Below are 15,322 nucleotides of genomic sequence, written 5' to 3'. Positions count from 1 at the left end.
TGCGACCTCACTCATCCACGCCGAAGTCGCGGTCGATCTTGTTCATGCGTGCCGCATACCAGAAGATCAGCACGATGAAGATCAGGATCGAGCCTTGCTGGGCAAACCAGAAGCCCAGATCGGTGCCGAAGAACGGCACCCCCGACAGCATCGGGCGCAGCAAGATCCCGAAACCGAAGGAACACAGAAACCAGCTTACAAGGCTGACCCCAATCATCCTTTTATTCGCGGCCCAGTATTCACTGGCCGTACGGTTCATATCCGCCATGTCTCTCTCCCCTATGTGGCGGGGGTCGCTGGCGTACCGACCCCCGCTGTCTTGCCAAGGCGCTATGGTGACACGATGACCGCCATCTCCCTGGCCACCTCGGCGATGTCAGCCATCGCATCGGTGCGTTTCAGAACGCCAAGCGCGTCGTAATGCGCGATCAGCGGCGCCGTCTGGTCGTGATAGGCCTTCAGCCGTTCACGCGCCGTTTCGGCATTGTCATCGGCGCGCCGCTTGAAGCTGGTGCCGCCGCATTTGTCGCAGACGCCGGGGGTGGCGGGCTGCTTGAAGCTGTCGTGATAGCCTTCGCCGCAGGTGGCGCAGGTCGACCGTCCGGCGACGCGGGTCACCATGGCCTCGTCGTCGACCTCCATCGAGATCGCGGCGGTGACCTTTTGCCCGCCCGCCGCCAGCAGTCCGTCCAGCGCGGCGGCCTGCCCCGCGGTGCGCGGAAAGCCGTCCAGGATGATGCCGTTGGCGGTGTCGGGTTCGGCCAGCCGGTCGCGCAGAATGGCCAGAACGATGTCGTCGCTGACCAGCCCGCCCGCCTTCATCACCGCTTCGGCGGCGCGTCCGGCCTCGGTGCCTTGCGCGACGGCGGCGCGCAACAGATCGCCGGTGGACAGTTGCACCAGACCGAAGCGTTCTTCCAGCAGGCGCGCCTGTGTGCCCTTGCCCGCGCCGGGCGGGCCGAGCAGGATGTAGACCGGCCCGCGCGCGGAGGCGCGCATGTCTGAGCCGCGCGCGGAGGCGGGCATATCGGATTGGCTGCTCATGCGCGGTTCATCCGGTTTTCGATCAGCTCATCCACGACCGAAGGATCGGCCAGGGTCGAGGTATCGCCAAGCCCGTCATAGTCGTTTTCCGCGATCTTGCGCAGGATGCGGCGCATGATCTTGCCCGAACGGGTCTTGGGCAGGCCGGGCGACCATTGGATCAGGTCGGGGCTGGCGATCGGGCCGATCTCGGTGCGGACCCATTTCACCAGATCCTTGCGCAGATCCTCGGACGGCGCGACGCCGTTCATCAGCGTGACATAGGCATAGATGCCCTGCCCCTTCAGCGGGTGCGGATAGCCGACCACGGCGGCCTCGGCCACCTGGGGATGGGCGACCAGCGCGCTTTCCACCTCGGCGGTGCCCATCCGGTGACCGCTGACGTTGATCACGTCATCGACGCGCCCGGTGATCCAGTAATAGCCATCCGCATCGCGCCGGCAGCCGTCGCCGGTGAAGTAATAGCCCTTGTATTGCTGGAAATACGCCTCCTGAAAGCGGTCGTGATCGCCCCACAGGGTGCGCATCTGCCCCGGCCAGCTATCGCTGAAGCACAGCACGCCCTCGGCCTCGGTTTCCTGCAGCTTGCGCCCGGTCGCGGCGTCCAGCACCACCGGCTTGACGCCGAAGAACGGGTTGGTCGCGGACCCCGGCTTGGTCGGCGTGGCACCGGGCAGCGCGGTCACCATATGGCCGCCGGTTTCGGTCTGCCAGAAGGTGTCGACGATCGGGCATTTGCCCTTGCCGACATGCTTGTCATACCAGATCCAAGCCTCGGGGTTGATCGGTTCCCCGACCGAGCCAAGAACGCGCAGCTTGGACAGGTCGTATTTCTCGACCCATTCCGGGCCTTGCCCCATCAGCGACCGGATCGCGGTCGGCGCGGTATAGAACTGGGTCACGCCGTGCTTTTCGCAGACCTCCCAGAAGCGGCCGGCATCGGGATAGGTGGGCACGCCCTCGAACATGACGGTGGTCGCGCCGTTGGCCAGCGGGCCATAGACGATATAGCTGTGGCCGGTCACCCAACCCACATCCGCCGTGCACCAGAACACGTCGCCGTCCTGATAATCGAACGTATATTGATGCGTCATCGAGGCATAGACCAGATAGCCGCCGGTGGTATGCACCACCCCCTTGGGCTTGCCGGTCGAGCCTGAGGTATACAGGATGAACAACGGGTCTTCGGCATTCATCGGGCGCGCCGGGCATTCCGGGCTGACCATATCCATCAGCATCAGCACGTCGACATCGCGCCCCTGCACCCAGCTTGTCTGATCGCCGGTATGCTTGACCACCAGGCAGCGCACCTTGTCGCTGCAATGCAAAAGCGCGGCATCGGTATTGGCCTTCAGCGGCGTGCGGCGGCCCCCACGCGGGGCGGTGTCGGCGGTGATGACCAGTTTCGCGCCGCAATCGTTGATGCGGTTGGCCAGGGCGTCGGGGCTGAAGCCCGCAAAGACGATCGAATGGATCGCGCCGATCCGCGCGCAGGCCAGCATCGCATAGGCGGCCTCGGGGATCATCGGCAGATAGATCACCACACGGTCGCCGCGCATCACGCCCTGCGACAGCAGGACGTTGGCCATGCGGTTCACCTTTACGGACAGTTCCTTATAGGTGATGTGCTGGGCCGGGGTGTTCGGATCATCGGGTTCAAAGATGATCGCGGTTTGCAGGGCGCGATCCTTCAGATGGCGGTCGACGCAGTTCACGCAGGCGTTCAGCACGCCATCCTCGAACCACTTGATCTTGACCTTGCCGAAGGTGAAATCGGTGTTCTTGACCTTGGTATAGGGCGTGATCCAGTCCAGCCTTTTGCCCTCGCGGCCCCAGAAGGCTTCGGGATCTTCGACGGATTCGTCATACATGGCGCGGTATTTCGCCATATCGGCATGGGCGTTTTCAAAGCCCGGCGGCACCTCACGGACGATATCGGCCTGTTGCTGGTCGGTCATCGGCATCCTCCCCGAAAATCATGGAACCGGGCTGACTGGCATCACACCCGGCGCCAGCCCTCCCCTGCTGGCACCGGGGCGATCCTCCGCCCTGATCCAATTGTTAAGCACATTAGGACAGGGCTGTAACCCCATTTTCGGGCCGTGATTTTTTAGTTAATTTTTTGACGGAATAATGGAAAATTATGTCAATCGTCTGGCGATGGGGCGGATTTTTCCGAAAGCTCACAAGAACTTGACTGTTGATTATGCGGCTGGGGCGTCGACGCAGGGTCGCAGGTCGCGCTTGCCGCTGCGTCAACCAGGATCGGGGCCACACCGATCAGGTCACGCGTGATTCGGACAGCGCCGCCAAGGCCGTGTCCAGATCGCGGCGATAGATCACGGCGGGCTTGCGCAGGTGCTGGGCCAGCAGCATTCGCCGCACGCGCGGGCTGGCGCCAGCCACGATCAACTGCCCGCCATGGCGCGACAGCCGCCGCGACAGACTGCCCAGCATCTGCGCCCCGGTGCTGTCGATGAAAGGCACCTGCGACAGATCGACGACAAAGGCGCGCGGGCTGGCGGCGATCTGATCCAGCGCCGCCCCCAGCTTGGCCGCCGCGCCAAAGAACACCGCGCCGCGCAGCCGATAGACCACGACATCATCCGGCACGGGCCGGTCGCCGGTGTCAGGCGCGGGGGCGCGGCCCGTTTCGGCTTGGGCCAGGTCGGACATGCGGGCGATGAACAACAGCCCCCCCAGGGCAAAACCGACGACGATGCCCTCGGTCAGGTCGCGGAACACGACCAGCAGAAAGGTCACCGCCAGCACCAACGCATCACCGCGCGATGAGGCCAGCAGCGCCGCGATCTCGCGCTTTTCGATCATGTTCCAGGCGACAAGCGCCAGCACGCCCGCCAAGGCCGGCAGCGGGATGAAGGCCGCCAGCGGCGCGGCGATCATCATGAAGGCCAGCACGAAAGCCGCGTGCAGCATCCCCGAGACCGGGCCGCGCGACCCGGCGCGCACATTGGTCGCAGTGCGGGCGATGGTGCCGGTCACGCAAAAACCGCCAAACAGCGCGCTGCCGATATTGGCGATGCCTTGGCCCATCAGCTCGGTGTCGGATCGGTGGGTGGTGCCGCTCATCCCGTCGGCGACCATGGCCGACAGCAGGCTTTCGATGGCCCCCAGCAGGGTAAAGCTGACCGCAAAGGGCAGCGCCGCGCCGATCAGCGCCAGGTCGGGCAGCGCGGGCATGGGCAGCCGGTTCGGCAGCGCGCCAAAGCGGCTGCCGATGGTGTCGACGCCAAGGCCCGTCACCGCCACCGCGACCGCCGCCACCGTGACCGCCACCAGAAGCGAGGGCAGGCGCGGCGCCAGCCGCTGCACCCCCAGGATCACCGCAATGGTGCCAAGTGCCACGATGATGGCGGCGGGCGTCAGGCTGTCGCGCACATCCCACAGCGCGCGGGCCTTGTCGATCACCGGGCCAGGCTCGGCCCCGGCCAGGGTCAGGCCCAGCAATTCCTTGATCTGGCTGATGAAAATGATGACGCCGATGCCTGCGGTAAAGCCGACCGTGACCGGGAACGGGATAAAGCGGATGTAGCTGCCCAGCCCGGTGACCGCCAAGGCCATCAGCATCAGCCCCGACAGGAAGGTGGCGGTGATCAGCCCCGCGACGCCGATCTGCGCCACGCAGGCGGCGACCAGCACGATGAAGGCACCCGCCGGGCCGCCGATCTGAAAGCGCGACCCGCCAAAGGCAGACACCAGAAAGCCGCCGACCACAGCCGTGTAAAGCCCGCGCTCTGGCCCCAGACCCGAGGCGATGGCGATCGCCATGGACAAGGGCAGCGCCACGATCGCCACCGTCAGCCCCGCCAAGGCATCAGCGCGCAGCGCGGCCAGGCCGTAACCCTCGCGCCAGGAGCGGACGCTTTCGGGATGGATCACCGCGCCAACGCGGCGGGTCCAGGTGGCACGTTCGGGGGTTGAGGCGGTCATGGAACGGTCCGATACTGGGCAGGTCAGGAATGCGGCAGTCAACGCCCCTGCCCACCGCTTGTCAACGAGGCCCCGATGGCGACCGATCCGATCCGCCCGACCGACGATCAGGCCCGCGCCATGGCGCAGGGGCTACTGCATGGCGCGCGCCATGCCGCCCTTGCGGTGCTGGACCCGGCCACCGGCGCGCCCTCGATCAGCCGGATCGCGCTGCAAGTTGACGCCAGCGGCCAGCCGGTCACGCTGATCTCGGGTCTTGCGGCGCATACGCGCGCCCTTGCCGCCGATCCGCGCGCGGCCCTCCTGGTTGGGGAACCCGGTGCCAAGGGTGACCCGCTGATCCATCCGCGCCTGTCGATCAACGTGCGCGCGCAATTCATGGAAAAGGGCGCAGAGCATGATCTGCTCTGCGCCCGCTGGCTGGCGATCCAGCCCAAGGCCAAACTGTATATCGACCTGCCCGACTTTCGCTTCGTCCGGCTGGTGATGACATCGGCCCTTCTGAATGGCGGCTTTGGCCGGGCGTTCCGGCTGACTGCCGCCGATCTGGTCAGTTCGGCTGATCCATCCGCACCCGCATGACCAGCTTGCCCTTGGCGGGCTGGGCAAAGTTCACCCGCGCCTCACGCCGGTCACTGCCCTGTTCCACCTGCACATAGGGCATCTCGGTGACCCGCTGCCCGGCGGCATTGGTGATCGCGCCCTCGGCCGCCAGCCCCTCGACCTTGCGCAGCCACCCCTCGAACGGCAGCGCGGTCGGACGCACCACCCAGGAACTGCCTGCGGTGGCCTGCACGACCTCGGTGGTCAGCGGATTGGCGACCGGCTGGCTGATCGCGTTGAACATGTTGCCCTCGATCAGGATGTTGCGCATCCGCCCGTAATCAAGATCGGCATAGGTGGTGTCGACCGCCTCGATCCGGTCAACGGTGCAGTTCAGCGCCTTGAAGACGTTCGATTGCACCGTCAGCCCATGCACATAATGACCCCGGCCATAGGGTTTGATCGCCAGCCATTTGAACCAGGGCGCCACGCCGGTGCAGACAAAGGTATTGCCGGTGATCGTCAGGCCGCCAAAGGAATATTGCTGGTTCCAGTCAGGTTCGGGCGACCGTTCATTGGTCCATTCGATATGGTTGTTGTCGATGTAATTGCCGGTGATCGAGCTTTGGATGTTCGGCTGGGTGAACACGACCCCGGCCAGACGCAGGCCGTTCGGCTCTCCATCGCCCTGGAACCAGTGGTTGCCGACGATCAGATGGCCCGAGCCATCGGCCACCAGCACATGCGCAAAGCGCACGAACCGGCTGTCGCGGATCTTGGTGTCATTGGCGTTCACGTTGATGGCGATGCTGGTGCGTTCCTGCGCGCGGGTACCCATCTCGTTGGACAGGAACTGGCAATTGTCGATCATCATCCCCTGACAGGCCCGCCCGATCGATGTGATGCCACGGTCGCGCGGCCGGTTCACCCAGCTGTCGCGCATCTGGAAGACCTCGCCTTCAGGCGCCAGCATCACTCCGCTGGCGATGCCGTTCAGCAGCAGCTCCACATTGTCGATCACCAGCCGGTCCAGCTTGGCCATGCCTGAGAAATCAAGTGCATAGCGATAGCGGGTAAAGGTCAGCACGCGGGTGCCGGAACCGCCGAAGAACGGCTGGCTCAGGGTCAGGCTTTGCGCAGCGACGTTGACGGCCTTCACATAGACCTCGCGCCCGACGCCGGTGCCGGTGATCCGCGCGCCGACCGGGATGTTGGCAATATTGGCCACATCGGTCAGGATGATCGACTGCGCCGTCGAATAGGTCGCCTGCGACGTAACGACCCTCGTGTCCCAGGCCGGGCCATCGACGACATTCAGCAAGCCGTTGCTGATGACCCGCCGGTTCGAGAAGCTGGCCACATCGGGCAGCAGCGCACCCATGTCCAGCGGCTCGCGCAGGTCGATCCGGCGACCGCGCAGATCCAGCGTGTTGTGATCCGAGGCCGTGAACAGAACTTGCAGCGCCTTGGCCAGGCCAAGATGTTCATCACCGAACGCCTCGGCATAGGTCGGGAAATCGTAATTCGACAGCAGCGTCAGGCGCGCGGCAGTCGGCATGACAACCGTGCCCTGAAACCGCACCGGCGCCGCGATCGAGATATGCCCACCCAGATAGAACCGCCCGGCCGAGACCAGGATTTCGCGCCCGCCAGCGGCGGCATCGGCGGCCAGAAAGGCCGCGCGGTCATCGGTCACGCCATCGCCCTTGGCGCCGAAATCGCGCACATCGACCCAATCCATCAGGCTGCGCGCAAAGGCGGTGGTCACATCCTCGATACGGATGGACTCGATGCGGATCACGCCGCCGGTCGCGCCGATCAGGTCCAGGCCGAAATGGCCAAAGACGGCATCGCGGCCCCAGGCCATGTCGACGCCGCTGCGCGCGCCGCTGCCGACAATCGCGCTGACCTCTACCACGCGGCCATAGGCGGGGATGGTATTGGTCGGGCCGACCTCGACCACGCCGGCCAGATGGCTGCCATTCGCACGCCCCGCCCAGGCCCCGATCCGCACCGAAGGCAGGTTGCCCGACACCGCCTTGACGCGCGCGGTGATGCGCAGATATGTGCCCGGCAGCACCGGCGTTTCGGCCATGAAGCGCAGTTTTTGTGTGGTCTGGGTCTTGATGATCTCAAGGCAGGTGCCGAAATCGGCATCCCCCTGAACGATGGCCGCGTCGCTGCCCCCGGCATAGGTGGCGCTGCCGGGCGTGCCATCCTCACGCGACCAGACGGTTAGTCCCTGATCGAAGGCGGGCGGCATCAGCAGCAGGCCATCGGTAATCGCAATGTTCATCGGTCATCCCCGCTGTGGCTTTGGTCAGCGGCAGATGTAGGCGGCAAGGTTAAAGAAAGGTTGAAGCCGCCGCGCGGAGGATGGCAGCGGGGCGCAACAGCGCTGCCCAAGCAAATGGCCGGGTGCGCCCTCCCGCGCACCCGGCCCCGGGACGTGAAACGCCAAAGCCTCAGACCAACGCGCCGGTCAGCCCCTTGTCGATCAGCGCGATGGTCTCATCGACGCCGTAAAGCGCGATGAAACCGCCAAAGCGCGGCCCCTGCGACTGGCCCAGCAGCACCTCGTAAAGCGCGGTGAACCAGTTACGCAGCGGCTCGAAGCCATGGGCGGTGCCGACGGCAAAGACCATGGTTTGCAGCGCCTCGGCATCCAGCCCGCCATCCCAGGCCACCAGCCGCGCGCGCAGATCCTCAAGCGCCGCGCGCTCAAGATCGGTCGGCAAGCGGAACTGCCGGGTCGGTGCCACGAAGTCCTTGAAATACTTGACCGCATAGCCCGCCGCAGCATCCATTTGCGGATGCGTTTCCGGGCTCGCATCGGGCGCATAACGACGGATGAAGCCCCACAGCCGGTCCTTGTCGTCGGCCCCCGACACGCTGGCCAGGTTCAGCAGCATCGCGAACGGCACCACCATGTCCGACGCCGGCGGCTGGCCGCCATGAATGTGCCAGACCGGGTTCGCCAGCTTCTGATCGTCGGCCTGATCGGCAAAGGCGCGCAATTGCTGGTGGTATTCATCCACCGCTTTCGGGATCACGTCGAAATGCATCCGCTTGGCCGTCTTGGGCTTCAGATACATGAAATAGCTCAGGCTTTCGGTCGCGGCATAGGTCAGCCATTCGTCGATCGACAAGCCATTGCCCTTGGATTTGCTGATCTTTTCGCCGTTCTGATCCAGGAACAGCTCATAGGTGAAATGCTCGGGCGCGCGCCCGCCCAGCACCTCGCAGATGCCGTCATAGATCGGCGTATTGGTGCTGTGGTCCTTGCCATACATCTCGAAGTCGACATCCAGCGCCGCCCAGCGGGCGCCGAAATCGGGCTTCCATTGCAGCTTCACATGCCCCCCGGTAACCGGCAGCGTCCATTCGCGCCCGTCCTCGTCGTCAAAGGTGATCTCACCCTTGGCGGCATCGACATGCTTCATCGGCACATACAGAACCCGACCCGTTTCGGGATGGATCGGCAGGAAGCAGGAATAGGTCTGCTGGCGTTCTTCGCGCAAGCTGGCCAGCATGATCGCCATGATCGCGTCATATTTCTCGGCCGACCGGCGCAGCACCTCGTCCAGCTTGCCAGACTTGTAATAATCGGTCGCGCTTGCGAACTCATAGTCAAAGCCGAAGGTGTCCAGAAACCGGCGCAGCATGGCGTTGTTGTGATCGCCGAAGCTGGGGTATTCGCCAAAGGGATCGGGCACGGCGGTCAGCGGCAGTTGCAGATGCTCGCGCAGCATCTCGGTGTTCGGCACGTTATCCGGCACCTTGCGCATCCCGTCCATATCGTCGGAAAAGCACAGCAATTTCGTGGGGATATCGGAAATCATCTCAAAGGCGCGGCGCACCATCGTGGTCCGCGCCACCTCACCAAATGTGCCGATATGGGGCAGACCGCTGGGACCATAGCCGGTTTCGAACAGCACATAGCCCTTGGCCGGGTCTTTCTTGGCATAGCGGTTCAGCACGCGCCGCGCCTCCTCAAAGGGCCAGGCCTTGGATTTCATCGCCGCGTCGCGGATGCTGGTCATCGTCATGTCCTCGTGGCGCCCCATGCGCCGCCCGACTGCCTATTGATTGCTGCGGGGATCGTCAATAATTTCAGGGCAGATGCACGAAAGGTGATGCCCGTGACGATGGAACTGCCCTCGCTGTCGCCCCAGGATGCGCTGGTTGCGCTGATGGTCGCGGTCTCGGCTTCGGACGGGGCGCTGCGCACCTCGGAGCTGGTGGCGATCGAACGCACGATCAACCATGCGCCGGTCTTTGCGCGCTATGACATCGACCGGCTGCGGGCGGTGGCGCAAACCGTAATGTCGCTGTTCGAGGAAGAGGACGGCCTCGATGCCCTGTTCGGGCTGATCCGCGACTCGCTTCCCGAACGGTTGTTTGAAACCGCCTATGCCCTGGCCTGCGATGTCTCGGCGGCGGATGGCCGGGCGCTGGATGGCGAATTGCGGATGTTGCAGGAAATCCGGCACGAACTGACCATCGACCGCCTGCATGCCGCCGCGATCGAGCGCGGCGCGCGGGTGCGCCACATGACGCTTTAGCCCGCCCAGATCCGCAGCAGCTCATCCTGCAAGGCCTTTGACCTCCGCGTCCAGGCCTCGACCCCTGCGGGCAGGTCCAGCGGCGATCCCATCACCGCGGCGCGGCGGTCCATGTCGGCGGTCAGGATAACGAACACCATCGGCGCCCTGCCCTGCGGGGTCAGAAAGCCGACCAGGTTCGACACAAAGTTCAGTGTGCCGGTCTTGGCCCGCACCGTGACGCCGGGCAGCCGGTCCCGCGCGCCCACCGCCCGTGGCAGAGGATGGTCGTGCAGCAGGCCCGGCAATCCCGCGCCCGGACCCGCAAGGGCAAGCGCCTGCGCCATGCCCGCCGCGGTGATCCAGGACTGCGGCCCCAGGCCCGAATGATCGGTCAGTTCCGCCGGGCCAAGCGGTGCGTGATGCCACAGCCAGGCCCGCATCGCCGCCGCCGAAGCCGACTGGTCCGACGCGCCGCTGGCCGCCAGGCCCAGGGCCTCGGCCGTCAGATTGGTCGAATACCGCAGCATCCCGGCCAGCATCTCGTGCAGGGGCGGGCTGTCATGGCCCGCGATCTCGGCCCCATCATGCAAGACGGGCGCGGGCGCCGAAACCGGCAGCGTGACCCCCTGCGCCTGCGCCAGGCTGCGGAACACATCCCCCGCATAGGCCGCTGGTCGGCGCACCGGCAGCCACCGCGCCCCGCCCCGGCCCAGGGCCGATCTTGCCACTGTCCAGCCCTCGACCGGGCCCGCCCCATCATAGGTGAACAGCGGCAGGTCACGGGGCGCGACCCGCGCCGTGACCGTGCGCGCGGCGGGCACATGCGCCTCGGCCCGCGCGTCCAGAGACAGGTTGTAGTCCCCATTCACCCGCCGCCATTCCAGGTGCACGCGATTGAAGTTCAGCATCAGCCCCGAAATCGCGGGGTCATAGCTGGCATGGACGGGCTGGCCTGGCGCGATCTGGTCGCGCGCAGGCAAGGCACCGTCCCAGGTCAGGAAACGCCCGGTCACGCCGCGCACCCCGGCCGCTGCCAGATCGGCTGCAAGCGCCGCCAGATCGTCGCTGTCCAACACCGGATCGCCGCCCCCGGCCAGGATCAGATCGCCCTCGATCCGGCCCGCGACGACCGGCCCGGTGGCGATCAGCCGGGTGCGCAGGCGCGCCTCACCCCCCAGCCGCCCCATGGCATAGATCGCGGTCAGCGCCTTCATCGTGCTGGCAGGCGGCAGCGGGCGGTCGGCCCCGCGCGCGGCAATCACCGCGCCGGTCGCTGCATCAGCCAGAACGAAGGCCACCTCTCCGCCAAGGCCCGAGGCCGCAATCGCCCGCGCCGCCGCATCGCCCGGCCCTGCGACCCGGCGCGGATTGGCCGCCGGGCGGCGCTGCGCCAGTGCCGGTCCCGCCAGCACCGCGCCGATCCCGGCCAGAAAGACGCGGCGCGCGATCATGGCCGGACCAGCCCGGCGCGGATGGCCGTCGATGACAGGTTGTTCAACGGCATATGCACCAGACACCATGCCGGCGGTTCGGCGCGCCCCAGCAACGTCGCCGCCTGCTCAGGCAGGCGCGCGCGCGCAAAGCGCCGCGCCGTGCGTGAAAACGGCGCGGTCAGGGTCGATCCGGGCCGCGCCAGCACGCCGACCGGCACCATGCGCAGGATGTCCTGCCAGTCGTCCCAGCGATGAAAGCCCACCAGGTTGTCCGCGCCCATCAGCCAGGTGAAGCGTACGCCGGGATATATCGCCCGCAGCTTTGCGATCGTATCGGCGGTGAAACGGGTGCGCAGGTCGGCCTCGATCCCGGTGATGGTGACGCGGGGGTGGCGCATGATCGCCTGCGCGGCAGCGATGCGGTCGGCCAGCGGCGCCGGGCTCCGCGCCTTCAGCGGATTTCCGGGCGAGACCAACCACCAGACCCGATCAATGCCAAAGCGGCGCAACGCCTCAAGCGTGATCTGGACATGTCCGGCATGGGGCGGATCGAACGACCCGCCCAGCAACCCGACACGCAGCCCCGGCGGGGCGAGGGGAAACCCGACACGCATGCGCCCTGTCTAGGGTTCGCGGCGACGGCGCGCAATATTCACGATGCGGCCGCGCGCGGGGGGCTGCGCGCGAGTGGCCGGGGGCGGCGGCGCGGGGACGGTATGGCGCGTTGTGCGCGGCCTTTGGCAGGGGCGAAAGTGGGGCCGCCATCCTGCTGTGGCGCAGCCAAGGGCGCGCCTCTGCCTTCGGCAGCGGCGGCAGACCGACGTCCGCGTTGCCCGGCAGCGCGCCGCACCAAACGGCGCGAGCACACCTCCTGCGCCCTGCGGGTCGCGCCACTCCCCCATCCGCGGCGGCCCGCGCCGACTGCCGCCACGCATTTGGCCGCGCCTTCACCCAGGCCGCTCGGCAGATCCGCACCGCCCCGTTCCTGGCGCGAACAGGCCTCTTCAACCCTCCGCCGTCATCTGCCGAATGGTGCAGCGCGCGCGGCCGCGGCGCTTCGATGCGTAAAGCGCGCCATCGGCCATCGACATCAGCCGATCAAGGTCGGGTGGGTGCCGCGCCGAGGGGATGGCGATGCCGATGCTGGCGGAAATCGTGACTGATTTGGGTTCCCCGCCCCCCTCATCCAGGCGGATCGGTCGTTCTATCCCGGCGATCAATCGCGCGCCGAAGTCCCGCAGGGTGGCGACATCGGTCAGATCGCGCAAGAGCAAGATGAACTCATCTCCGCCAACCCGGGCGGCCAGGTCGCTGCGCCGCACCCCCTCGCGCAGGATTTGCGCGACACGGATCAGCACCCGATCGCCTGCGGCATGGCCCTCGGTGTCGTTGACCTGCTTGAACCTATCCAGATCGATATGCGCCAAGGCAAAGGGGGGGCCGCCCGCCGCCATCGACGAAATGGCCGCCGACAGCGCCAGTTCCAGGCCACGCCGATTGGTCAGGCCGGTCAGCGGATCGGCCAGCGCCTGCGCCTCGGCCGTCTGGCGGGCGTCCTCAAGCCGGGTATTGAGCGCCTGCAACTCATGCATGACGACGGTCTTGGCTTCATGCAGATACAGCAATTCCAGCGCCAGATCGGTTGGTGCGAAATCGGCGCTGGTCAGCCCATGGCGGAGGACCGCATCCGCCAGGTCAATCCCGAACGAGAAATTGGCCAGACTGCCCTGGGCGGCGGCATCCCGCGACGGGTCGGGCACGGCCAGAGTCGGCCCCATGCCAGTGTCGCACCACATGGCGGGCTGAAGCAGGGCGCGAAGCACGGTATCGGGCCGGCGGCGCAGGCGCAGGTGCAGCGTCAACCCGTGCAAGGCTGGCAAGTCCGCCGCCTCTTGCTGTGGGCGGCGGGGCGATTCGAAAACGTCCCAGAACGGCGCGCCGATCAGCGGCTGGTCAGCACAGAGCCGCCGCATGGTCGGCCCGGCATGGCGCACGATGCCCTGATGATCCGCCCACAAAAACAGCGGCATCAGTCGATCCAGCGTGGTGCCGCCGTGGTGGTCGGCCTCGACCTTGTCCTCGGACGGCGGCACCTGCACGCTAAATACCCGCATCATGACCGTGCTGCCCGCGCTTGTGACAGATCAAAGCGCCGCCCCAGGCTGTGACGGCTGTCAGCCATCACGACCTCCACCGTCTCGGACATGCTCTCGTCGCTTGTGCTCAGCGTCACCGGGTCGGCCACAAGCACCAGCGCCCCATAATCATCGGCCATCGCGCGCAGCAGCCCCGCGAGCACAGCCCCCCAGCCCGCCTGCGCCGAGTCGACCAGCACGGCAAACGTGCCCGGCGCCGTCTCTTCCACCGTCAGGCGCGGCAGCCCAAGGTCCGGCAGGGCCATCCGGCTGCGGCCCTGCAAATCATCCAGCGACATCAGAAAGTCGACAAAATCGGTGCCGCCGAACCGCAACAGCCGCCGCAAAGGTTCAAGCCCGACCAGAAATCCGCCCAGATCCTCAAGCACCATGGCGCGCGGCTTGTTCAGGGCCGCGGCGGCACCGTCGATCAGGTCCAGCGTCAGCGCGTCGTCATACTGCAACATCGGCTCAAACCCACGGATGCCGAAACGTTGCGCAACCCGGTCCCACAGCGGCGCGCCATAGGTTTCGGTCAGGAACAATTCGATCGACCGGTTGATCAGCCCGTGCATTCCGATTCCGCCCTCAGTTGATCGCAGGCTAGGGGCCAATCCTTAACAAACCCCAAAGAAAAGCTGCCGCCAGGCAAAATCTTTCAGGACCGACTGTCCAGCCAGCCTTCGATCCCGCCAATATCGGCCAGCACCACATCGGCCATCGGCGCCAGTTCATCCGCACCCGCCATCCCGGTCAACACCCCTACTGTCACCATTCCCGCGGCGCGACCGGCGGCCAGGTCATGCAGACTGTCGCCCACCATCGCGATCCGGGCCGGCTCAAGGCCCCATTGCCGAGCGCATTCCAGCAAAGGCGCAGCCGAAGGCTTGGCGCCATGGCCACTATCGGCGCCCAGAATCGGGTCGAAATCCGCCACGATCCCCGCTGCCGCCAGATGCGCACGGGCGGGCACCTCACTGTCGTTGGTCATCAGGCCGATCCGCAGGCCACGCGCACGCAGCCGCGCCATCAGCGGAACCAGCGACACTGCGGGCGCCATATCGCAGCGTGCGGCCTCGGCGTTCAGACGCGCGACCAGGCTGGCCTGATCCCACCCCGGCAAAGCCGGACGCAGCAGCGCGGCGATCTGGCCCGCCGTGCCTGCGATCACCGGGCTTGCCGGATCGAACCGACCCGCCACCAGGTCATAACCGATCAGGTCGCCAAGCGCGATCGCGCGGCTGTGGTCGCCATCGGCCAGGCCGGTCAGCACACGCGCGGCCCACTGCCCCCAACTGCGGGCAAAGTCGAACAATGTGCCGTCCTTATCGAAGATCAGGCCGCGCATGTCAGGTCCAATGCGGCAGGTCGCCGGACAGGGCGCGGGCGATGGCGGCGATTCCGTCAGGCCGCGTTTCCAGCGCCTCGGCGGCACCCAGCACGCGGGCGTCCTCGGCCAGCACGAAATCCATCACGGCGGCCAGGAAACCCGCATCGCCCGCCACCTGCGCCAGATCGCCCGGCGCCATACCCGATTGCGCCAGAAAGGCCGACATCAGTGCCTCATCCCCCGCAAGCCAGCCCAGCACGGCAAGGGCCCTAACCTCGGCCTCGTCCTTTTTCATCGCGATGTCGAAACCTTTTCCTGCCGCACATGTGGTTTTGGAAA

At 66.4% G+C, this 15,322-nt stretch carries 14 protein-coding genes; 2 read left to right on the top strand and 12 right to left on the bottom strand.

Annotation, left to right across the window (positions count from 1 at the left end; genetic code table 11):
• Positions 1–7: 7 nt before the first annotated feature.
• From ACEYYA_RS03460 to ACEYYA_RS03445, 4 genes are all read right to left on the bottom strand, one after another.
• Positions 8–268, bottom strand: coding sequence for a DUF4212 domain-containing protein (locus ACEYYA_RS03460; protein ID WP_374797616.1), 261 nt, complete (start codon positions 266–268; stop codon positions 8–10).
• A gap of 62 nt (positions 269–330) precedes the next feature.
• Positions 331–999, bottom strand: coding sequence for an adenylate kinase (locus ACEYYA_RS03455; protein ID WP_374798105.1), 669 nt, complete (start codon positions 997–999; stop codon positions 331–333).
• Between the two features lie 41 nt (positions 1,000–1,040).
• Positions 1,041–3,002, bottom strand: a complete 1,962-nt coding sequence (gene acs / locus ACEYYA_RS03450; protein ID WP_374797614.1) for an acetate--CoA ligase — start codon at positions 3,000–3,002, stop codon at positions 1,041–1,043.
• Between the two features lie 322 nt (positions 3,003–3,324).
• The gene (locus ACEYYA_RS03445; protein ID WP_374797612.1) at positions 3,325–4,995 is read right to left on the bottom strand and encodes a SulP family inorganic anion transporter; all 1,671 of its coding nucleotides are present in this window, start codon (positions 4,993–4,995) and stop codon (positions 3,325–3,327) included.
• Between the two features lie 75 nt (positions 4,996–5,070).
• On the opposite strand from ACEYYA_RS03445, the gene ACEYYA_RS03440 reads away from it, so the two are divergent.
• Entirely contained in the window at positions 5,071–5,577 is a 507-nt protein-coding gene (locus tag ACEYYA_RS03440) for a HugZ family pyridoxamine 5'-phosphate oxidase (RefSeq protein ID WP_374797610.1), read from the top strand.
• On the opposite strand, the gene ACEYYA_RS03435 is transcribed toward ACEYYA_RS03440, so the two are convergent.
• Both ACEYYA_RS03435 and ACEYYA_RS03430 read right to left on the bottom strand, forming a co-directional pair.
• Entirely contained in the window at positions 5,546–7,834 is a 2,289-nt protein-coding gene (locus ACEYYA_RS03435; protein WP_374797608.1) for a glycosyl hydrolase family 28-related protein, read from the bottom strand. The two genes, ACEYYA_RS03440 and ACEYYA_RS03435, sit on opposite strands and share 32 nt — an antisense overlap.
• Before the next feature lie 169 nt (positions 7,835–8,003).
• Entirely contained in the window at positions 8,004–9,581 is a 1,578-nt protein-coding gene (locus ACEYYA_RS03430) for a lysine--tRNA ligase (RefSeq protein WP_374797606.1), read from the bottom strand.
• A gap of 93 nt (positions 9,582–9,674) precedes the next feature.
• Between ACEYYA_RS03430 and ACEYYA_RS03425 the strand changes: the two genes are divergently transcribed.
• Positions 9,675–10,103, top strand: coding sequence for a tellurite resistance TerB family protein (locus ACEYYA_RS03425; protein ID WP_374797604.1), 429 nt, complete (start codon positions 9,675–9,677; stop codon positions 10,101–10,103).
• On the opposite strand, the gene dacB is transcribed toward ACEYYA_RS03425, so the two are convergent.
• From dacB to ACEYYA_RS03395, 6 genes are all read right to left on the bottom strand, one after another.
• Complete coding sequence (dacB, locus tag ACEYYA_RS03420; RefSeq protein ID WP_374797602.1) at positions 10,100–11,536, bottom strand: D-alanyl-D-alanine carboxypeptidase/D-alanyl-D-alanine endopeptidase; 1,437 nt, start codon at positions 11,534–11,536, stop codon at positions 10,100–10,102. The two genes, ACEYYA_RS03425 and dacB, sit on opposite strands and share 4 nt — an antisense overlap.
• Complete coding sequence (locus ACEYYA_RS03415; protein ID WP_374797600.1) at positions 11,533–12,132, bottom strand: nicotinate-nucleotide adenylyltransferase; 600 nt, start codon at positions 12,130–12,132, stop codon at positions 11,533–11,535. The genes dacB and ACEYYA_RS03415 overlap by 4 nt, the downstream gene beginning before the upstream one ends.
• A 390-nt stretch (positions 12,133–12,522) precedes the next feature.
• Positions 12,523–13,635: a GGDEF domain-containing protein gene (locus ACEYYA_RS03410; protein ID WP_374797598.1), complete on the bottom strand. Its 1,113-nt coding sequence runs from the start codon at positions 13,633–13,635 to the stop codon at positions 12,523–12,525.
• Positions 13,632–14,228: a heme NO-binding domain-containing protein gene (locus ACEYYA_RS03405; protein WP_374797596.1), complete on the bottom strand. Its 597-nt coding sequence runs from the start codon at positions 14,226–14,228 to the stop codon at positions 13,632–13,634. The genes ACEYYA_RS03410 and ACEYYA_RS03405 overlap by 4 nt, the downstream gene beginning before the upstream one ends.
• Before the next feature lie 83 nt (positions 14,229–14,311).
• Positions 14,312–15,001, bottom strand: a complete 690-nt coding sequence (locus tag ACEYYA_RS03400; protein WP_374797594.1) for an HAD family hydrolase — start codon at positions 14,999–15,001, stop codon at positions 14,312–14,314.
• Between the two features lies 1 nt (position 15,002).
• A complete protein-coding gene (locus tag ACEYYA_RS03395) occupies positions 15,003–15,278 on the bottom strand; it encodes a DUF3572 family protein (protein WP_374797592.1) in 276 nt (91 codons plus the stop codon).
• Positions 15,279–15,322 lie beyond the last annotated feature (44 nt).

Origin of the sequence: Paracoccus zhouxuedongae, from assembly GCF_041927815.1 — a bacterium.
GTDB lineage: Bacteria > Pseudomonadota > Alphaproteobacteria > Rhodobacterales > Rhodobacteraceae > Paracoccus.
This window is presented reverse-complemented; position numbering and strand designations above follow the sequence as displayed.